Origin of the sequence: Candidatus Arsenophonus nilaparvatae (genome assembly GCF_045346035.1) — a bacterium.
Classification (GTDB): domain Bacteria; phylum Pseudomonadota; class Gammaproteobacteria; order Enterobacterales; family Enterobacteriaceae; genus Arsenophonus; species Arsenophonus nilaparvatae.
In genome coordinates, this window is sequence record NZ_CP158507.1 from 972,048 (window position 1) to 992,018 (window position 19,971).

Here is a 19,971-nt window from a genome sequence, read left to right on the forward strand (position 1 = left end):
AGGAAATTCTAAATGAAAAAAAATATCGTATGGTTAATTGGTCTTCTGGCCGCAATGTCACATTCTGCATTGGCTGATGATGTGGCAATTAAAAGAACATTGAATAAAATGGGTATAGAAACTGAGAATATCCATCCGTCACCTATTGTAGGTTTAAGTACAGTAATTACTAGCCAAGGTCTGGTTTATGTGACTGAAGACGGTAAGTATTTATTAGAAGGACCGATTTATGATTTAAGTGGTCAAATGCCGGTTAATGTTACAAATCAGATCTTGGCAAAGAAAATAGAAGCAATGAGCGACCAGATGATCATATTTAAAGCACCAGAGGAAAAATATGTTGTCACCGTGTTTACCGATGTTACCTGTGGTTATTGCAAGAAATTTCATCAAGATATAGCAGAATATAATAAAAAGGGTATCACCATACGTTATTTGGCATTCCCTCGTAATGGCCTTCACCACGAATCAGCTAAAACAATGACATCTATCTGGTGTAGTGCTGATCGACAAAAAGCATTAACAGACGCTTTTAAAGGCGAAACGATTTCTCCGATTGAAAAATGCAAAACAGTCGATATTGCCGCTCAATTTAATATCGGTCATATGCTTGGTATCAATGGGACACCCGCTATGGTGTTAGACGATGGCACAGTAATACCTGGTTATATGACGGCAGATGATTTAGTTAAAGGATTAGAAAAACTTAAGAAAAAATCATAATGAGTTAACAATAAATATGAAAATACAGCTTCGTCGCCGACCGAAAGCAGATGATAGCCACCTTCCTGCTCATTTGTCTCCGGTATTACGCCGTTTGTACGCTATGAGAGGTGTGTTATCAGAAAATGAGTTAGAAACAGGTGCAAAAGGATTGCTTAATTACCAATCACTTAATGGTATTGAAACAGCGGTTCAGTTATTAATCACTGCTCTGAATGAACATTGGCGAATTATAGTGGTCGGTGATTTCGACGCCGATGGTGCAACCAGTACGGCATTGACACTGCGAGCGCTGGGCGCGATGGGATATCGTCATTTTGATTATTTGGTTCCTAACCGATTTGAAGATGGCTATGGGCTTAGCCCGCAGGTTGTTGATCAAGTAATTAAAAGAAAAGCGCAACTTATTATTACCGTTGATAATGGTATATCTTCCTATGAAGGCGTTGCAGTTGCTCAACGACACGGTATAAAAGTGATTATTACCGACCACCATTTACCAGGAGAAACCCTGCCTTGTGCAGAAGCAATCATTAATCCTAATTTAGCTGATTGTCATTTTCCATCAAAAGCATTAGCGGGGGTTGGTGTCAGTTTTTATTTGATGTCAGCATTACGTGCTGCATTGCGCCAGACTGATTGGTTTGAGCAACAAGCACGTAAGATGCCTAATCTGGCTGAATTATTAGATTTGGTTGCATTAGGTACGGTGGCTGATGTTGTTCCCTTGGATAGTAATAATCGTATTTTAGTCTATCAAGGTTTAAACCGTATTCGGGCGGGACGAAGCTGTGTCGGGATCAAAGCCTTGATTGAAGTTTCCAAACGTGATGTTAGTCGTCTGGTTGCTAATGATTTAGGTTTCTCAGTTGGGCCACGGCTTAATGCAGCGGGAAGATTAGATGATATGTCAATCGGTGTAGAACTGTTATTGACTGATGATATCGTTCACGCTAGAAAATTGGCTAATGAATTAGATAGTTTAAATCGTACCCGCCGCGAAATTGAACAGGATATGCAGCAAGAGGCTTGGCAGATTTTTGAGCAAATAGAAGAAAAACGTCATCAAATACCCAATGGTCTTGCGCTTTATCATCCTGAATGGCATCAGGGAGTAGTAGGAATATTGGCTTCTCGGATCAAAGAACGATTTCATCGTCCGGTTATTGCTTTCGCGCCGGCTGGTGAAGGGATTTTAAAGGGGTCAGGGCGTTCCATCTATGGTTTGCATTTACGGGATGCTCTTGAACGCTTAGATACGCTTAATCCGGGATTAATTTTAAAGTTTGGAGGCCATGCTATGGCGGCAGGATTAACGCTGGAGGAGCAGAAGTTTACTCAGTTTCAAGAGAACTTTGCTAATCTGATGGCAGAACTACTGGATAACGATATGCTTGAAGGGGTTATTTGGAGTGATGGTGAACTAAATAATGAAGAGTTGTCATTGGATATTGCTGAACTAATTAGAAATGGCGGGCCATGGGGCCAGGCTTTTCCTGAGCCAATTTTTGATGGCAAATTTCGCCTATTGCAACAACGTCTTGTCGGTGATTGTCATCTAAAAGTGATGTTAGAACCACTGGCTGGTGGTCCGATGATAGATGGCATCGCCTTTAATATTGATACCGCTTATTGGCCTGACAATAGTATTAAAATGGTCGAATTGGCTTATAAACTAGATGTGAATGAGTATCGTGGTAATCGTAACATCCAGTTACTCATTCAGCATTTATGGCCTTGCGAATAGTATTTAGCCTATTTTGACCATCAACAGTGGTAGGTATAGTTATGATTTCCCTTATTATAATCACTATTTTTCTGCCACTAATTGCAACTAGTTAGATTTAAAGCATTATTCTTATAGTGGCATTTACTGACTAAAAGCGGCTATTTGGTTGGTAAAATGAGTTATCATGAAGCATATTGACTGAAAAACTATAATCCAGCAATCAGATCCGCTACAATAGGCGGTTTATATTTTTATGACTTTTAATGAAAATAACATAAATAAGATATAAGGGTATGTTTGAAATTAATCCAATAAAAAATCAAATTCAGGATCTGTCTGAGCGGACGAAGATCTTGAGGGGGTATCTTTGACTATGATGCCAAGAAAGAACGTTTGGAAGAAGTAAATGCAGAACTTGAGCAGCCTGATGTGTGGAACGAACCAGAGCGAGCCCAAGCATTGGGTAAGGAGCGTTCTTCTCTTGAAGCAATAGTAGAAACTATTGATGCCTTGATACAAGGTTTAGACGATGTATCTGGTTTGCTCGATTTGGCAATTAAAGCTGATGATGAAGAAACTTTTCATGAGGCGGTCGCGGAGTTAACGCAGCTGGAAGGAAAACTGGGACAATTAGAGTTTCGTCGTATGTTTTCAGGGCAGTATGACAGTGCTAATTGTTATCTTGATTTACAGGCAGGCTCAGGGGGAACTGAGGCGCAAGATTGGGCTAGCATGTTGATGCGCATGTATCTTCGTTGGGCAGAGTCAAAAGGTTTTAAAACAGAAATTATTGAAGCGTCAGATGGTGATGTTGCAGGCTTAAAATCTGCCACGATAAAGATTATTGGTGAGTATGCTTTTGGTTGGTTACGGACTGAAACCGGTGTTCATCGATTAGTGCGTAAAAGTCCTTTTGATTCTGGTGGTCGCCGCCATACCTCATTTAGCTCAGCGTTTATTTATCCTGAAGTAGATGATGATATAGATATTGAAATCAATCCGGCGGATTTACGCATTGATGTTTATCGGGCGTCAGGGGCTGGAGGCCAACATGTTAATAAAACAGAGTCAGCGGTACGGATAACCCATATTCCAACTGGCATTGTTACCCAATGTCAGAATGACCGTTCTCAACATAAGAATAAAGATCAGGCATTGAAGCAACTAAAAGCAAAATTATATGAACTAGAGATGCAAAAGAAAAATGCCGATAAACAAGCATTAGAAGAAAATAAATCTGATATTGGCTGGGGTAGCCAAATTCGTTCTTATGTGCTGGATGATTCTCGAATTAAAGATCTACGAACCGGTGTTGAAAATCGCAATACCCAAGCTGTGCTGGATGGTGATCTGGACAAATTCATTGAAGCAAGCTTAAAAGCTGGCCTATGAGGAAAAAAGATGTCTCAACAACAACAGGGTACTGAGCGGTCCCTTGATTTAAATAATGAATTAAAAACTCGGCGTGAAAAACTGGCCGGATTGCGTGGTAATGGCATTGCTTTTCCTAATGATTTTCGCCGTGAGTATTTATCTGGCGATTTGCATGGTAAATATGATGAGAACCATGCGGAAGAACTTACTGCACTGAATATTGACGTCTCTGTTGCCGGCCGAATGATCACACGCCGTATCATGGGTAAAGCCTCTTTTGCGACTTTACAAGATATGGGCGGTCGGATTCAGATTTATGTTTCTCGCGATGACTTACCAGAAGGTATTTATAACGAACAGTTTAAGAAATGGGATCTGGGCGATATTCTTGGTGTTAAGGGTAAATTATTTAAGACCCAAACAGGTGAGTTAACCATCCATGCGCATGAAGTCTATTTATTAACCAAAGCATTACGACCTCTGCCAGATAAATTCCATGGGCTGGCAGATCAGGAAACGCGTTATCGCCAACGTTACCTCGATCTTATTGCTAATGAACAATCACGCCAGACTTTTATTACGCGTTCACGTGTGTTGTCGGCTTTACGTAACTTCATGGTTAGTAAAGATTTCATGGAAGTCGAAACACCCATGATGCAGGTTATACCGGGTGGTGCAGCGGCACGTCCATTTATTACTCATCATAATGCGTTAGATATTGATATGTATCTGCGTATTGCGCCAGAACTTTATTTGAAACGTTTAGTTGTTGGCGGATTCGAGCGAGTTTTTGAAATTAATCGTAATTTTCGTAATGAAGGCATTTCGCCGCGGCATAATCCAGAGTTTACCATGATGGAACTGTATATGGCTTATGCTGATTATAAAGATCTTATTGTGTTAACCGAAGAGTTATTTAAAACGGTAACGCAAGAAGTATTAGGCACAACCCAGGTAACATATGGTGAGCATTCATTTGATTTCGGGCAGTCTTTTAGCAAAATGACGATGAAAGAAGCGATAGTCAAATATCGGGCCGAAACTGATCCGGCTGATTTGGATGATCTGGCTAAAGCGACAATCATCGCAAAATCACTCAATATAGAGGTAGAAAAAGGCTGGGGATTAGGCCGTCTGCAGTGTGAGATTTTTGAGGCAGTGGCGGAAAGCCATTTGATCCAACCGACATTTATTACTGAATATCCGGCAGAAGTTTCTCCGTTGGCTCGTCGTAATGATAATAATCCATTTATTACCGATCGATTTGAATTCTTTATTGGTGGTCGTGAAATTGGTAATGGTTTTTCTGAGCTAAATGATGCAGAAGATCAAGCTGAACGCTTTGCTGAGCAGGTTCGTCAGAAAGATGAGGGTGATGATGAAGCCATGTTTTATGATGAGGATTATATCACTGCACTGGAGCATGGATTGCCACCAACGGCTGGCTTAGGTATTGGTATTGATCGGATGATCATGCTATTAACCAATAGTCATACAATTCGTGATGTCATTCTGTTTCCAGCATTACGGCCTGGTAAATAGTTTAGCAAATTGGATAAATAGTGCCTGGCTGAAGCCAGGCACTGCTATTTTTTGTTCGATCTATTATTTGTCGCCAATATAGTATTTAACGCTTGCCTGCTTATTGAAATAGCTTGCCTCATTAGGGTTGTTTGTCGTCAGTATAATATTTAACGCCGATGCGGATGATCTCCCGTCCTTGTGTGCGCCGATGTTTATTGGTATCACGCAGAGAATAGATACAACCGCAGTATTCTTGTTGGTAAAATTGTTCGCGCTTACTAATTTCCACCATTCTTGCGGAACCACCTTGTTTACGCCAGTTATAGTCCCAATAAGTTAGGCCATCGTAATGGCTGGCGGCACGCTTACCGCAATCATTGATCTGTTGCATATTCTTCCAGCGAGAAATACCTAATGAACTGGAGATAATGCTAAAATCATGCTCGGCAGCATAAAGAGCGGTACGCTCAAATCGCATATCAAAACACATAGTACAACGAATTCCACGCTCAGGTTCTTGCTCCATCCCCTTGGCACGTGCAAACCAGTTATCACTATCATAATCAGCATCAACAAACGGCACATTATGCTGCTCGGCAAAACGAATATTTTCGTTTTTGCGGATCTCATATTCTCGTTGTGGGTGAATATTTGGATTATAGAAAAAAATAGTATAATCAATACCTGAAGCACTTAGTGCTTCCATTACTTCACCTGAGCAAGGAGCGCAACAAGAATGCAGTAATAATTTATTTGCGCCATTAGGCAGCGTTAGTTTAGGACGGGTAAATTTATCCATGGTTGCAAATTTTTATAGTAATCGATAATAGGGCTAATAATAACAGCAAGCGAGAGATATATAATAGTCTTTTTATTTTTTGGGTCAAATTTGTTTGCGATGGACGCCGAGAAGGTTTATTGCCGCTTATAATCGATAAAAACACCCACTATATTTTACTTAAAGTAATTTTACATCGATTTAGATTGATATAAAAATTTATTTTATTAGATATTAATATAATATTGGATAATTTTTCATTGTGGTATTAACTAATATAAATAGTTAGTTAAAGTAAAACTTTTTTATATCAAATATTGCAATAAGATAATATTTCAACCAATAAAAGATATAGCAGAAAATATGATAAATAAAATTTAGCAACTGTTATTTAGTATAAAAACTCCTACTAAACAACAGTGTTAGCTAGTCGTAAATAAATAGAGAAATTTTATGAAGAAATTGAATGTTATAAATTAAATTTTAAACTGGAGAAAATATTGAAGCATTTGTTAAATATTTCAATAATAGAATTTTTGGTTAAGAAATTCACCTTTTATCTGTTTTTATATCACTAAATGATGCTTTAATTGCTTACTGTTAGTCATATAAACCAACAACTGCCAACCAGTTCACACTTTCTTGATATGGTTTTTGCTGTAATAAGCCATGTTACATGCTTTAGGACTTGATTTTTGCAAAATAAAATAATTAAGCAGTCAATAGGAGTTTATTGCATGAGAGCATTGAGTGTTATTATATTGAGTATATTTATGTCATTATGTTTAGTAAAATCCTTACAGGCAAAAGAGTATCAACTGACGGGTAAAAATATAAACATTCTATTATCCGATAATAAGAAAGGTATATTACTTTGGTTTAAAAATAACAGAAATAATGATGCAATTAAAACTGATAATTTATTTGAAATTAATTTTAATTCAGGAAAAAAATTAGCGGAAAAAGATTTTAACCTGCAAGATATTAAGCAGGATAAAAATACCATCACAATAAATTATATTAGAGACACTATCAAAGTCACCACGATATTGTCTTTATGTGACCGGGCTAATTTTGGCCGTTATGAAATCCAAATCAGCGCTGAAAATAATCCCCTAAACATGAGTATGGTGTCATTAATGCCTTTTAAGACGCAGGCGCCTTTTGTTTATGGTTCGGTTGTCAGTTCTCCAATTATTAGTGATTCATTTTTTGTCATTCCAGAAAATCCGTTAACCAATACGATAGCTTATGAAGGCGGAGTAACACAAAAAATAGCCCAGGCCATTCCTTTACAGCCAGGCCATACACTTAGTTACAAAACTTATATTGGCATTTATGCAGCTGGCCAATTACGGCGTAATGTCAATCAGTTTTTAAATTTTGTTCGTGCTCGTCCTTATCATCCTTATTTACACTATAATTCTTGGCTTGATATTGGTTTTTTTAATCCCTATACCGAAAAGCAAGCATTATTACGTATTAAACAGTATGGCGAACAGTTGGTCAAAAAACGTGGTGTCAAATTAAATGGCTATTTATTTGATGATGGTTGGGATAATTTAACCGGTAACTGGGGATTTGGTGCTAATTTCCCCAATGAGTTTAATAAATTAAAAATTGCAGCTGAAAAATATCATGCGGCATTAGGTATTTGGTTATCACCCTGGGGAGGATATAATAAACCACGTGATATTCGCGTTTCCCATGCGGTAGAATTTGGTTATGAAATAATGGATGGTAAATTGGCCCTATCAGGTGCCAATTATTATGCCAATTTTCATCAACGTATTTTACAGTTAATCAAACAACAAAATATTACTATGTTTAAATTGGATGGTACCGGCAATGCCGATAAGGTGATTGCTGGTAGCCGCTTTACTAGTGACTTTGATGCGGCAATTCATATGATCAGTGATATGCGAAAAGCAAATAATAATCTTTATATTAACCTGACCACTGGTACTCAAGCGACCCCATCCTGGCTTTTTTACGCTGATTCGATTTGGCGTGGGGGTGATGATGTTAACTATTATGGCCCGGGCACTAAAGTACAACAATGGCTTACTTATCGCGATGCGGAATCTTATCGTTCAATTGTTATGAAAGGACCCTTATTTCCGCTTAATTCGTTGATGCTGCATGGTATTATTTATGCTAAACAAGCCAAATACCTTGCTAGCCAATCAGAGCGGGACTTTGCTGATCAAGTGTGGAGTTATTTTGCTACCGGCACTCAGCTACAAGAAATGTATATTACGCCTGAGCTGTTAAGCGATAATAATTGGCAGGTATTAGCCAGTGCGGCAAATTGGGCGTATGAAAATCAAGCTATTTTATTTGATAGTCATTGGATAGGTAGTGATCCAACCAAATTAGCGATCTATGGTTGGGCTGCCTGGGGTAGCAATAAATCGATTATCAGTTTAAGAAATCCATCGGATAAACCCCAGGTTTATTATTTGGATTTACAGCGTGATTTAGAATTACCCGCTGGCACGCCACAAAGTTATCAAGTTAGCCTGAATTATATTAGTCAAGCGGGTAGTAAGAAACCGGCTACCATTAATCAATCGGCATTAGTGACGTTATCGCCTTTTGAAACCGTGGTTATGTCATTAGTGCCTGATAGTGGCAAACAGAATCGATAAAATAGTGACTAAGATTTTCGCTTAAAATAGAATAAGCCAGTTAATTAGTCTTGAGATATAAATACCTCCTTGCCACTGTTGGCATGGAGGAAATTAAAGCTTTATTGCTCAAATTTAATTTTGGAGTGTACATTCTTTGATATTAACAAAAGCATTGGGGCCATCAACTTTATATTGCTTTTCGGCTTGACTTTCAGCATCTGCTTTACTAGATGCGGTGAAAATATAATCCCATAGTCCTCGATCATTATCATCACCATGGTTACCTTTGCAATAATATTGCTGTTTTCCTTCTGTTCCTGCAATTGCAGTTGATGAAAAGGTTGTGACCATGGCAGAAGTTATTGATAGTATTAATAACCCACGTTTTATAGCAAGATTTATATTAAGCTCCTTAATATAATATTTACTGATTTATTTATGGATCGATCGATAGTACAAACACTAGCCACATAAAGGTAATTCATTTGTTAATATTTTGTCAAATTATATTTATTTATTAAATAAAAGCGGTTAAAGTGTAAAATAATTGCATTTAATAAGAGTGGGAAATATTGCTATTCAATTTTCAGGTGCTACTTTATCTATTGGTTTTTTATTTTATCCATTGTATCAACTTTCTGAATATCAAATAGCAGAATTAAAGTCTATTATAATATGATGATAATTTAGTCTGAAATTAATAAATTATTTCTATGTTCAATATTAAGTTATAAAAATAGATAAATATTTATTTTTATCCTTATCAATAATAGGGTATTAAGAATCAGTTAATTTTACTATTTTTTTTGATTAATAATAAAGATAAAAATTATTATTGATAACAGATTAACCATAATTACTATATTATTGATTATCAGTCAGTAGCTAAATGTTAAAAATTAATGGCTTATATGTTGTTATTATTAATAGTAGATGGTGTAATATAAATTAAGATTTTAATTAATCTTAATATTTAAAATTAAATAAGTCCGCATGATATGGATATAGTGAAAAGTAGTAAATCTAGAGGAGCTGGCGTTGATGAAACAAATGATTGGCTTTAGCATTCTGTTATTACTGATTGGTTGTAGCAATAAAACACCTCATTCATTATCATTATTTAATGATAAGCAAGATATTAACGTTATTGATCAAACGAAAAAACTTTTTCCGATTGCTAATTATCCACAAAATAGCGCTCGCTGGATCCCACCTAATGAGCCTAGTTACCGACAACCATTTTTAACTGAATTACAACAAAAAAAAGCTTTTAATACCCTGTTAGCACACTATTTTGGTGCGCAATCTCCCTGGAATGGTGATTATATTCAGTCAGTTTTGCAGGATGCAAAAGGTGCGAAAAGAAATTTATCACATTTTGCTGAAAAATTTACTGCGGCTAATGTCAGTCACTATGGCGAAAATTTTCGTTTATTAGATGCTAGCTGGAAAGCAAAAATGCAACATCGGGTATCCGTGTCGATCGCCGATCGATACACGCCTACTGCCCGGGGGATCACTTTACGTGAAACCGCGGTAAGATTCTTACCAACAGCTTATCCTGCTTTTGAAGATCCGCGTGAGGCAGGTCAAGGTTATCCTTTTGATATGTTACAAAATTCCACTCTGCATCCCGCTGAACCGGTTTACATTGTGGCAGTAACCGCTGATAGATCCTGGAGTTTTATAATATCGTCTACTGAAATGGGCTGGGTAGATAGTTCACATATTGCTAAAGTGAATGATCATTTTATCCAACAGTGGACAACCATGGCGAAAAAAAAGCTTGGGGCAGTTATTAATGATAATGCCAGTTTCACTGATAAGCAGGGCGTATTTAGATTTACCGCCCGTACCGGTACATTATTGCCATTAAAATCGATTAACGGTAAAACAAATATCGCATTACCGGCCTACGATGATAAGGGCTATGCTGTTATTCGTTATGCGCCACAGTTTGAACAGATGGTGCGTCAGACACCTATTTCACCAACAGCAGAAAATATGGCGCATATCATTCAATACATGCAAGGTAAAGATTATGGCTGGGGAAGTCTTTATGGTTTCAATGACTGCTCTGCGGAAGTAAGAAATCTTATGCTGCCTTTTGGTATTTTTCTACCCAGAAATTCACTAGCTCAATCGTTAAGTGGTAAGCGAATTGATTTAAGCCATTATTCAACTGATCAACGGCTTGCTTATTTGATCAAATATGGCCAACCATTTAAAACATTAGTCTATATAAAAGGGCATATTATGCTGTATGTCGGTAATGCAGATTGGCAGGGTCGTACTGTGCCGATAATCTACCATAATGTGTGGGGATTAAGACCAGCAGCGCCGCCAAGTCGCAGCATTATTGGCCAGTCAATTTTTATGCCCTTATTGGCGCAATATTCTGATGCTCCAGAGCTTGAATCACTGGCAAGCAAGCCACTATTTATCATTACCTATCTCGATCAAGCGGAAGGCTGATTATTTGATCGGCTTTTAACCTCTCATCTTTTATTTAGCATCATGTAATTGCCAGTAGCAAATTAGCCATCTTGCTGCTGGCAACAATTCTTTTATGGTTCATTCAGTTATTTGCCAATGCTTTCCATTTTCTAGTAATTATTTTATGCAATATTTGATACAGTTAACATTTCTATAGTATTAATAAAGTGAATTAATTGTTAAATTTAAGTGAATTAATAAATATTTTTTAACAATTGACTTGTATTAGGATGGCGACACTATGGCTTTATCACCTGCTTTAATGGATCTAATCGCTGGATGGTATGATTGGGTATCAACAACCAAATATCGATCCATCGGAAAAGCGAGAGACTGCACTCAATAGAGTTTTTACCTGTATTACTGAAGAAAATTCATCTCTTAATTTATCTGGACTAAATTTAACTTCGTTGCCTAATTTACCAGAATGGATAATAAAATTAGATGTCAGTGATAATCAATTAACCAGACTGCCCGATGAGCTACCTAAAAAATTAACCCATTTGCTTGTAGGTACAAATCAGTTAACTAACTTGCCTGAGCATTTACCTGAAACATTAATAGAATTACAGGTGGATTGTAATAACTTGGTTAGGCTAGCTGATAATCTGCCAAAAGGCTTAGTCTCCTTAAATGCTAGTCACAATCAATTAATTAGCTTACCTAATTATCTGCCTGAACGATTATCAGTATTAAAAGCTAGTGATAACAAATTAACCGCTTTACCTAATAAGTTACCCTCATTATTAACCATTATGCATGTTAATAAAAATAATCTTGAGAGTTTGCCTGATAATCTGCCGAGTTACATCTATCATCTCAAGGCCAGTGACAATCCATTGATCGCTTTGCCTAATAAGTTGCCGATTAAGCTAGAAAAATTAGAGGTTAATGGCGCATTTTTGACGGCATTACCAAACACTATGCCTGACACGTTATGGTTTCTTGATATCAGCAACAATCAGATAACTGGGCTGCCTGCTAAACTTCCGCATCGGTTACAAGAACTCCGAGTTGATAAAAATTTGCTAAACAGATTACCCAATCAGCTGCCAAAAATGTTGAAAATGCTTAGTGTAGCGTCTAATCAATTAGATAAACTGCCTGATGTGTTGCCAGATAATTTGATTTTACTTGATGCTAGTTATAACCAGCTAAAAACCCTACCGGAAATTTTACCGAATAAATGATGATCTTATTTATGAAATGCCCCATTCTACGGATCACACAATGTTACAGGGGTTACAGGATCGGGAGGGAAATCCAATTAGAAGTTGGTATGATAGTATAGCTGGTCGGATAGTAAGATGCGGAAGTAGTTTAGATGTTAATCACGATCTGGTTTACTTGGGGTTATCAGAAGATCAGCGGGAAGCATTAATTTATGATAATGATGAACAACAGCAATATAGCTTTTTGCAGCCACCTACGGTTATGTTAACACCGACAGAAACAGGTCTCTCGATCACCGATCTTCCTGAAGATCCTTTATGGGTAGCGCTTGCTTAGTGGTGTTTCAGGATAATAGTTGTTCTGTTATTAAACAAAACAACTAATTTTAATGATTATTTAAACTTGTTAAATATCAATTTATTCGAGCGCAAATATTTAGTCAGTCGCTGGATAATTTATTTTTATTGCTGTTTTTATCTATTTTAATGAAAATTAAGCTAGCTTTGTTATTTCATATTATTGGAATAAGTTATTGCCAAATAATAAATCATCAAGCTGTGTTAAATAGTGGTTAATTGAAGTGGCAATATAGCGTTAGATTTTTCCGGCACTATTACACATCATGATTTTATTTTCTACTACCTGTTGCATTGCTTGTTTACCTGGTGTGATGTATTTGCGGGGATCGTTAGCGTCAGGATGTTCAGATAGATATATTTTTACTGCATCAGCAAAGGCAATTTTTAAGTCGGTAGCCACATTGACTTTACAGATCCCTAATGAAATAGATTGGCGTATCATCTCTTCAGATATGCCTGATGCGCCATGTAAAACTAATGGAATATCTACCTGCTGCTGGATCTCCGCCAGGCGTTCAAAGTCAAGATGAGGTTCATCATGGTAGAGTCCGTGAGCAGAACCAATGGCAACTGCCAGCGAATCTATACCAGTTTGCGCAACATATTTTTTAGCAGCAATCGGATCGGTATAAAAACTCTCTTTACTATCAACAACTAATTCATCTTCTTGCCCCCCCAGGCGACCTAATTCAGCTTCGACACTCACATCGTAACGTTGGCAAAATTGCACAACATTAGCCACGATCTCGATGTTTTCTGCAAATGGTAGATGGGAGGCATCGATCATTACCGAGCGAACACCGGCTTTGACTTTATTGCAGATATCGCTCAATCCTTCATGATGATCCAGATGGAGAGCAAGGGGTAATTTATTCAATGAAGCGGCTTGGGTACAAATAGATACCATGTATTCAAGGCCGGCGTAGGTAAAGGTACTCGGTGTACCGGCCAGAATGACCGGTGAAGCCATTTTGGCCGCAGTTTCAACAACGACTTGGATAGTTTCTAAATTGTGAACATTAAACGCGGGTATCGCATATTGCCCTCGTTGGGCATTTTTTAGCATTTCGCGGGTAGATATTAAATACATGGTAACTCCTTAAATACCATCATTATTATGAGATCTTTTATTCTGCTGTTGCTGATGCCATAAACTGGTTAATCCTTGGTGGACACAATCCAGCGCCATATCACGAAATTTTTCTGCATCGATCGCTTGTCGTTCTAACATCATTTCGACCGCCATTTGCATATTCGTTCCCGTTAGGACTTGCCATTGTGGATGTGCCAATGTTAACTGCGAGGCTTGCGAAAATGGTGTGCCGCCAAGTAAATCAGTAAGAAATACTAAGCCGTCACCGATATCACAAATTTTACTGGCTTGATTTAATGCTTGATGTAAATCTTCTGTTGTCATGCCTTCAGTAAAATCAATGGCAGTACACTGCTCTTGTTTACCAACAATTTGCTCCATTGCTTGCATTAAACCACTAGCAAAACTTCCATGGCCAGTAATGACAATGCCTAACATATTTACTCCTTATAAGAATCCAACTAATTTACCTGCCAGCCCAAATAGGATGGTAATTCCGATCATTTTTACGGCTGAAAACCCACGTTTTAAAAAACCATAAACGATTAGTGTGAAAGCCAGCGGTAATAAATTGGGCATTAATTTATCCAACACATCGCTTTGTAATGCCACCTTGGCCTCACCGGCCTTTAGTATTAACGGCGTAAAGAGATGAACATATGAAGCTACCAGTGCCCCGATTACCGTCATACCGACAATAGAGGCAGCATGAGAAATATTTCTGGTGTGAGTTTTTAGTATCGCAATCGCCTTAGTTCCTGCTTGATAACCGTAATGGGCTAGACCAAATCGTAAGGCAAAATGAACAATATTAAATAACAGCAAGAAAACGATCGGGCCAAAAATACTCCCCTGCAAGGCAAGTGAAGCACCGATACCGGCACATATTGGCAATAGAGTGAGCCAAAATAAGGCATCACCAATCCCGCCTAATGGCCCCATCAAGGCAACTTTAACCGCGCGGATAGTCGAAATTTTTTCTTTACCGCGCTCCATAGCTAATACCAGGCCGGATAAAAAAGTGACATCAAAAGGGTGAACATTAATAAATTCCATATGCATTTTCATGGAATTGGCAAGATCTTGTGGATTGTTGTGAATTTTACGCAAAGCGGGAATAAGCGTATATAACCAGCCACCGGCTTGCATACGTTCATAGTTAAAAGAAGCTTGCAAAAGGAGCGAACGTAGCGCCATAACATTAATATCATAGGAGGTTAGTGCTTTACCCGGCGTGGTATCAATATAGTCATCACTCTCTACCTGGCTGGTGGCTAGGGCTTGAGCCATGCGTTGTTCGCTTTTATTTGCCATCTCTTCATCAGATCCATTAAATGCCATCATTCATCTCCTGTTGATTGGTTTTTGATGGCATGTTTGCTGTTTCGCCATCATTATTACGAGTGCGGTTAAAGAAATCGATTAAAGCGATAGCAAAGGCACCTAAAGCGACGGCGATAATCGGTAGGTTAAGGAAGGTGACAGCAAGAAAACCTAAGATAAAATAAGCAATATAAGTTTTCTTCATCATGATTTTCATCAGTAAAGCGAAGCCGATTGCAGGCATCATACCACCGGCAACCGCCAGTCCATCGAGCAGCCATTGTGGGGCTTTTTGTACCATAGCACTGGCGGCGTCAGCGCCGAAGTAAATAGGTAAGAAGGCAACGATAAAGTAAAAACAAAATAGAATAATAATGCCAAAATAGTTTACCCACTCAACAACACCACGCCAATTGAGATTTTTAACCATTTGATCGCATTTATGCATCATGGGTGAATAAAGGGTAAATAATAGGGTAATGCAACCTTGCACCGCAATCGAAAAGGGAATGGCAATCCCAATAGCAACTTTAGGATCAGAATGGGTGAGAATAGCAAAAGCGGTGCCAATAATACCACCGATAACCACATTTGGGGGTTGCGCTCCAGCAAGTGGTACCATTCCCATCCAAACAAGTTCTAAAGTCCCACCAACTAATAAACCTGTCTGCACATCACCTAAAATTAGCCCTACGATCGGGCCTATTACAATCGGTCGATGAAGATGGGTTAGACCATTAAATAAGTCAACACCAGCAATACCTGCTAATAAGGCGATTAATAATGCATCAATAAACATATTTGTCTCCATTAATTTAGCAGATTGGTAATATTTTCACCGCTTTCATCTGGAACACGGCGAATTTCGCAGGTGATACCTAATTGATTAAGCTGATGAAAAGCGTCGATATCATTGTTATCAACGGAAACGGTTTTATGGATCTGTTTTTTCCCTTCGCAGAAATGCATATTACCGATATTGACAAAATCGATCGGTACCCCACCCTTTACCAGCGTCAATACATCCTGCGGCGTTTTGCAAACAATGAAAATTTTCTGCCGTTCTGCTGCCTTATGAATAATGTCAATCGTTTTTTGTAAGGTAAAATAGCGGGTTTGTACGCCATCGGATACCACCATATCCATGAGAGATTGTTGGATTGGATCATTGGCAGCCTCATCATTGGCAACGACAACTAAATTGGCACCGAGAGAATTGGTCCAAGTAATACCGACTTGACCATGGATCAGACGATTATCAATTCGAGTCATTAAGATGTTTGGAGGGGACATATACGCTCCTTATTATTGTTCTGGTTGTATGTAGGGATAAATATGGACACCCTTTACTACCCGATTTACTTCACCTGTTGGACAGGGATTATCAGGTGCTAGCCCTAGGGATAGTGAAGTTTCGACCGCGATTAATTGTAGAAATAATAGGTAGGGAAAAATAAGCCAAATATCAGCTAGCGTCGTGTTAAGTTCAATGGCATTACTATCAGGTAGACTACTTAAGGCCAGGATTTTTTTAGCCCGTCCATCATGCTTTAATTCATTAAGTAGATCCAGATCATAACGTCGACAATACGCTTCTTGAGAAAGCAAAATGATAACTAACGTTTCTTCATCAATAAAAAATTTCGGGCCATGGCGAACTCCCATCGTTGAGTCATAACGGGTGGCAACTTGTCCCGCCGTTAACTCTAACATTTTAAGCGCACCTTCTTCACTTATACCGGTAAAACAGTGGGAACCTAAAACTATCATGCGATTGAAACCTTGCTGAATAATAGGTTGAATAATTGTTTGCCAGTTGCTGGCCTGGTTTTCACATAAAGTGATTAAGGTGGCTAAATTCTGTTGCGCATGGCTTAAATTTGAATTGCCTAATAACAATATGGTCGCTAATGCCATGCAACTGAAACTGGATGTCATGGCAAAACTGCGATCGTTTGATCCTTCGGGCATAGTGAGTAAATAGACATTTGCTCGGTTTGTTGCATAATCTGTGAGTTTGCTTTGGGGATTACAGGTTAAGATTAAATGATGGCACTCTGTTAACAATTGATCTGCAAGCTTTATTGCCGCAAGGCTCTCTGGACTATTACCCGAGCGGGCATAAGAAATAAATAAAGTGGGTTTACTTTTGTCCAAATATTGCTTTGGTGTTGGCACAATATCCGTTGAATCAATAGCATAAACATTTAAATGTCTATGTTCGCGTAACCAAGGTGCGATTGATTTGCCAACAAATGCTGAAGAGCCTGCGCCACACAGAATAATTTGTAAATTAGCGTGTTTTAGTATTGGGTAAAGGAAGTTTTGCCAGGCAGCTGAATTATCTGTTAGCGTTTGATATAAGTTACGCCATAACTGAGGTTGTTGCTCGATTTCTTGTACGGTGTATTGCGCGTTATGGCTTTTAAGCCATAGGGCATCATATGAGAAAAAGGGGATCATAATACAACGGCTCCTTCTGTTTTTGTCTCACAAGCGATGGCATAATGCATTAATACCGAACGAATTTTATCCTTTACCCACTCTTTCGGCTCAGTGGCTGATAAGCGACCTGCATTAATTGCTTCCATTTGCTCTGGTAGATATTGGCTTAACATAGCGAGGGGAACGGGATGCTGGCGTAAGTTGGTTAATAACTTTTCAACTGCCGCCGAGACTTTAGGATTGGTCCAATAATAGCGAATACGATCGCTCAAACTGTATTGGCGATCAATATATTGCTGATGTGCACTACCTTGGTAATAAGGCCGCCAGTGGTTTGGTTGTTCATACATCACTTGCTCAAGGGTTTCGCTAAGATGCGCTGCAACATGTTCTCCATTCCATTCACGATCTAATTTATCAAGTGCAAACAGTGCTTCACGCAGGGCAAATGTTAATGCCGGCCCGACTTTTAAAATAACGAAATGATCACGTACCAAATTTTGGTAAGCTTGTGCAGTTTGATAATCGGTTGAATGGGCTTCGTAAACGATGTGGGGATGGCTCTTAATATATTGACTAAGTGCTTTCGCTTTTTCTGGCTGATAGTGTTCAACTTGGTAATGGTCAAACTCAACGCCCGGTTGCACAACCAGAGCGATAACTCTAGGCCAAACGTCGGTGAGTCCTGTATTGTGCCAAGCTTTTTGATGGATATTAAGGGTTGTGTCGGCAGCTTTAGCTAATGTGATTTGTATACCGGTCAGTGCTGATTTAGCACCACCTGGTGTAGGCACTTCCGTACCAATAACATAAACGGGTGCTTCACCGCCATTTTCTTGCCAACTGCGCTCAGCCACAGCGCACAAACGGGCTGCACGTTGAGCTACAATTTCGTCCGTTAAAGGTGTTGCATCGTCAGCACAAGGCATTGAACAATCAAGATGAATTTTTCGAAATCCAGCTTTGACATAGTCGTAGATCAGCGTTTCTGAAAATATCATAGCCTGTTCTGCACTGTGTTCTTGCCATACATTGGGTCCTAAATGATCACCACCTAGCCAAATTTGTTGGGTCGGAAAATCCAGTTTATGCGCGATGTTGAATACTTTATTTCTAAAATCAATTGGTTGCATACCAGTATAGCCGCCAAATTGATTTACTTGGTTAGAGGTAGCTTCAATTAAAAGCGAGGTTTTTCTCTCTTTTGCTAGCTGTAAAGCGCTTTCTAATACCCAGGAGTGAGCAGAACAAACAGAATAGATCCCGACCGCTTCGCCAGATTTATGGCGATGAATAAGTTGTAGTAGCGACTGCATAATATTTCCCTGCTAGCTGATGTATATTTATATTTAGGATTAAATCAACAAGGCGTTATTCGTCGACAATAATGACATTAACCCCAAGTTCAGCTAGTGTTTCACGGTACTGTTTTGGGATCCGGCTATCAGTAATCAGATGATGAATTTGTGTGGTTTCACAAATTAAACAAAAGCTCTTACGGCCAAATTTACTGCCATCTGTGACAGCAATAATTTGATGTGCTACATCACACATAATACGATTAAGGTGAGCTTCGCCTGGATGAGGGGTTGTGATGCCAGCTTCAAGATCAAAACCATCAACGCCAAGAAACAAGGTATTGAAACGATATTGAGCAAGCTGTTGTTCTGCGATTGAACCATAAAGGGAGTAGGAATTTTTACGCGTATTTCCACCTAGAACTATCACATCAATTTGCTCAAGATTGGCTAATTCATAAGCGATATTAAGTGCGTTGGTCATCACCACCAATGCATGATGATTACGTAAAAAAGGCACAATTTCAGTTGTTGTTGAGCCTGAGTCGATAATTATCGAATCGCCATCTTGGACAAACTCTGCCGCTTTGGCAGCGATCAATATTTTTAGTTCTCTATCTATTTGACCTTTTATTTGAAAGGGTCTGTCGAAAGCAAATTTGTTATTTGCCATTGCGCCACCATACGAGCGTAATGCACAGCCTTTTTTTTCTAAATAACGTAAATCATTACGAATGGTCACCAGAGAGACATTAAAACGCCGGCTAAGAGTGGTAACTTTTACACTACCATCATGGTATAGCATGTCGATAATAGTTTCTCGGCGTTTTATTGTATCAGTACTCATTTTAACTCCTGTTACGTTATTAAATCGTGGTGGTAAACAATAGAAACTAAAGTTAATTGCACAAACAACGCATTAGTAATTACAACAAAAGAAAGTAAACGAAACTGTGATCATGATTAAAGTTCATTTTTATAGAATAATGGGTTTATATTACTTTCGATTTATAAAATATCGAA

18 protein-coding genes are annotated in these 19,971 nt (G+C 38.5%); 8 read left to right on the forward strand and 10 right to left on the reverse strand.

Translation table 11 applies throughout. The features are described from left to right. Positions 1-12: 12 nt before the first annotated feature. The 4 genes from dsbC (at position 13) to lysS (ending at position 5,368) form a co-directional block, all read left to right on the forward strand. The gene (gene dsbC, locus WH390_RS04705) at positions 13-723 is read left to right on the forward strand and encodes a bifunctional protein-disulfide isomerase/oxidoreductase DsbC (protein WP_032115284.1); all 711 of its coding nucleotides are present in this window, start codon (positions 13-15) and stop codon (positions 721-723) included. A gap of 10 nt (positions 724-733) precedes the next feature. Beyond that, on the forward strand, positions 734-2,470 hold the full coding sequence (gene recJ, locus WH390_RS04710; protein WP_032115285.1) for a single-stranded-DNA-specific exonuclease RecJ: 1,737 nt from the start codon (positions 734-736) through the stop codon (positions 2,468-2,470). A 275-nt stretch (positions 2,471-2,745) separates the two neighbouring features. Then, positions 2,746-3,844 (forward strand): peptide chain release factor 2 gene (prfB, locus tag WH390_RS04715; protein ID WP_148305547.1). Its coding sequence is split into 2 segments (ribosomal slippage): positions 2,746-2,820 and positions 2,822-3,844, totalling 1,098 coding nucleotides; the frame shifts between segments, so codons are not numbered across the junction. Between the two features lie 9 nt (positions 3,845-3,853). After that, a complete protein-coding gene (gene lysS / locus WH390_RS04720; RefSeq protein WP_032115286.1) occupies positions 3,854-5,368 on the forward strand; it encodes a lysine--tRNA ligase in 1,515 nt (504 codons plus the stop codon). A 121-nt stretch (positions 5,369-5,489) separates the two neighbouring features. Here the strand turns inward: lysS and WH390_RS04725 are convergent, their stop codons facing one another. Further along, positions 5,490-6,149, reverse strand: coding sequence for an epoxyqueuosine reductase QueH (locus WH390_RS04725; protein WP_032115287.1), 660 nt, complete (start codon positions 6,147-6,149; stop codon positions 5,490-5,492). Between the two features lie 716 nt (positions 6,150-6,865). Between WH390_RS04725 and WH390_RS04730 the strand changes: the two genes are divergently transcribed. Beyond that, positions 6,866-8,779: a hypothetical protein gene (locus WH390_RS04730; RefSeq protein WP_032115288.1), complete on the forward strand. Its 1,914-nt coding sequence runs from the start codon at positions 6,866-6,868 to the stop codon at positions 8,777-8,779. A gap of 114 nt (positions 8,780-8,893) precedes the next feature. Here the strand turns inward: WH390_RS04730 and WH390_RS04735 are convergent, their stop codons facing one another. After that, positions 8,894-9,112, reverse strand: coding sequence for a hypothetical protein (locus WH390_RS04735; protein ID WP_032115289.1), 219 nt, complete (start codon positions 9,110-9,112; stop codon positions 8,894-8,896). Positions 9,113-9,802: 690 nt separating this feature from the next. On the opposite strand from WH390_RS04735, the gene WH390_RS04740 reads away from it, so the two are divergent. From WH390_RS04740 to WH390_RS04750, 3 genes are all read left to right on the forward strand, one after another. Then, positions 9,803-11,236: an SH3 domain-containing protein gene (locus tag WH390_RS04740; protein ID WP_032115290.1), complete on the forward strand. Its 1,434-nt coding sequence runs from the start codon at positions 9,803-9,805 to the stop codon at positions 11,234-11,236. 305 nt (positions 11,237-11,541) lie between these two features. Beyond that, the gene (locus tag WH390_RS04745) at positions 11,542-12,447 is read left to right on the forward strand and encodes a hypothetical protein (RefSeq protein WP_052044864.1); all 906 of its coding nucleotides are present in this window, start codon (positions 11,542-11,544) and stop codon (positions 12,445-12,447) included. Positions 12,448-12,487: 40 nt separating this feature from the next. Beyond that, positions 12,488-12,766 (forward strand): hypothetical protein, encoded by a 279-nt coding sequence (locus WH390_RS04750; RefSeq protein ID WP_032115291.1) that lies wholly within the window; start codon positions 12,488-12,490, stop codon positions 12,764-12,766. A 258-nt stretch (positions 12,767-13,024) separates the two neighbouring features. Here WH390_RS04750 and WH390_RS04755 read toward each other — a convergent pair whose 3' ends face one another. The 8 genes from WH390_RS04755 to agaR are packed head-to-tail and all read right to left on the reverse strand — an operon-like array spanning position 13,025 to position 19,795. Further along, positions 13,025-13,879: a tagatose bisphosphate family class II aldolase gene (locus WH390_RS04755; protein WP_032115292.1), complete on the reverse strand. Its 855-nt coding sequence runs from the start codon at positions 13,877-13,879 to the stop codon at positions 13,025-13,027. Between the two features lie 9 nt (positions 13,880-13,888). After that, positions 13,889-14,320, reverse strand: coding sequence for a PTS galactosamine/N-acetylgalactosamine transporter subunit IIA (agaF, locus tag WH390_RS04760; protein ID WP_032115293.1), 432 nt, complete (start codon positions 14,318-14,320; stop codon positions 13,889-13,891). 9 nt (positions 14,321-14,329) lie between these two features. After that, positions 14,330-15,223, reverse strand: coding sequence for a PTS system mannose/fructose/sorbose family transporter subunit IID (locus WH390_RS04765; protein ID WP_032115294.1), 894 nt, complete (start codon positions 15,221-15,223; stop codon positions 14,330-14,332). Next, complete coding sequence (gene agaW, locus WH390_RS04770; protein WP_032115295.1) at positions 15,213-16,004, reverse strand: PTS N-acetylgalactosamine transporter subunit IIC; 792 nt, start codon at positions 16,002-16,004, stop codon at positions 15,213-15,215. Before agaW ends, WH390_RS04765 begins: the two co-directional genes overlap by 11 nt. 11 nt (positions 16,005-16,015) lie before the next feature. Then, positions 16,016-16,498: a PTS N-acetylgalactosamine transporter subunit IIB gene (gene agaV / locus WH390_RS04775; RefSeq protein WP_032115296.1), complete on the reverse strand. Its 483-nt coding sequence runs from the start codon at positions 16,496-16,498 to the stop codon at positions 16,016-16,018. A gap of 12 nt (positions 16,499-16,510) precedes the next feature. Beyond that, positions 16,511-17,668: an SIS domain-containing protein gene (locus WH390_RS04780; protein WP_032115297.1), complete on the reverse strand. Its 1,158-nt coding sequence runs from the start codon at positions 17,666-17,668 to the stop codon at positions 16,511-16,513. Beyond that, entirely contained in the window at positions 17,665-18,966 is a 1,302-nt protein-coding gene (locus tag WH390_RS04785; RefSeq protein WP_032115298.1) for a D-tagatose-bisphosphate aldolase, class II, non-catalytic subunit, read from the reverse strand. The genes WH390_RS04780 and WH390_RS04785 overlap by 4 nt, the downstream gene beginning before the upstream one ends. Positions 18,967-19,021: 55 nt before the next feature. Beyond that, positions 19,022-19,795, reverse strand: coding sequence for a transcriptional repressor AgaR (agaR, locus tag WH390_RS04790; protein WP_032115299.1), 774 nt, complete (start codon positions 19,793-19,795; stop codon positions 19,022-19,024). Positions 19,796-19,971 lie beyond the last annotated feature (176 nt).

Coding starts and splice junctions, on each gene's coding strand:
- dsbC (WP_032115284.1), top strand. CDS start 13: ATGAAAAAAAATATCGTATGGTTAATTGGTCTTCTGGCCGCAATGTCA.
- WH390_RS04765 (WP_032115294.1), bottom strand. CDS start 15,223: ATGGCATTTAATGGATCTGATGAAGAGATGGCAAATAAAAGCGAACAA.
- agaW (WP_032115295.1), bottom strand. CDS start 16,004: ATGTTTATTGATGCATTATTAATCGCCTTATTAGCAGGTATTGCTGGT.
- WH390_RS04735 (WP_032115289.1), bottom strand. CDS start 9,112: ATGGTCACAACCTTTTCATCAACTGCAATTGCAGGAACAGAAGGAAAA.
- agaV (WP_032115296.1), bottom strand. CDS start 16,498: ATGTCCCCTCCAAACATCTTAATGACTCGAATTGATAATCGTCTGATC.
- WH390_RS04725 (WP_032115287.1), bottom strand. CDS start 6,149: ATGGATAAATTTACCCGTCCTAAACTAACGCTGCCTAATGGCGCAAAT.
- WH390_RS04750 (WP_032115291.1), top strand. CDS start 12,488: ATGTTACAGGGGTTACAGGATCGGGAGGGAAATCCAATTAGAAGTTGG.
- WH390_RS04740 (WP_032115290.1), top strand. CDS start 9,803: ATGAAACAAATGATTGGCTTTAGCATTCTGTTATTACTGATTGGTTGT.
- WH390_RS04780 (WP_032115297.1), bottom strand. CDS start 17,668: ATGATCCCCTTTTTCTCATATGATGCCCTATGGCTTAAAAGCCATAAC.
- lysS (WP_032115286.1), top strand. CDS start 3,854: ATGTCTCAACAACAACAGGGTACTGAGCGGTCCCTTGATTTAAATAAT.
- WH390_RS04785 (WP_032115298.1), bottom strand. CDS start 18,966: ATGCAGTCGCTACTACAACTTATTCATCGCCATAAATCTGGCGAAGCG.
- WH390_RS04730 (WP_032115288.1), top strand. CDS start 6,866: ATGAGAGCATTGAGTGTTATTATATTGAGTATATTTATGTCATTATGT.
- agaR (WP_032115299.1), bottom strand. CDS start 19,795: ATGAGTACTGATACAATAAAACGCCGAGAAACTATTATCGACATGCTA.
- WH390_RS04745 (WP_052044864.1), top strand. CDS start 11,542: ATGATTGGGTATCAACAACCAAATATCGATCCATCGGAAAAGCGAGAG.
- agaF (WP_032115293.1), bottom strand. CDS start 14,320: ATGTTAGGCATTGTCATTACTGGCCATGGAAGTTTTGCTAGTGGTTTA.
- WH390_RS04755 (WP_032115292.1), bottom strand. CDS start 13,879: ATGTATTTAATATCTACCCGCGAAATGCTAAAAAATGCCCAACGAGGG.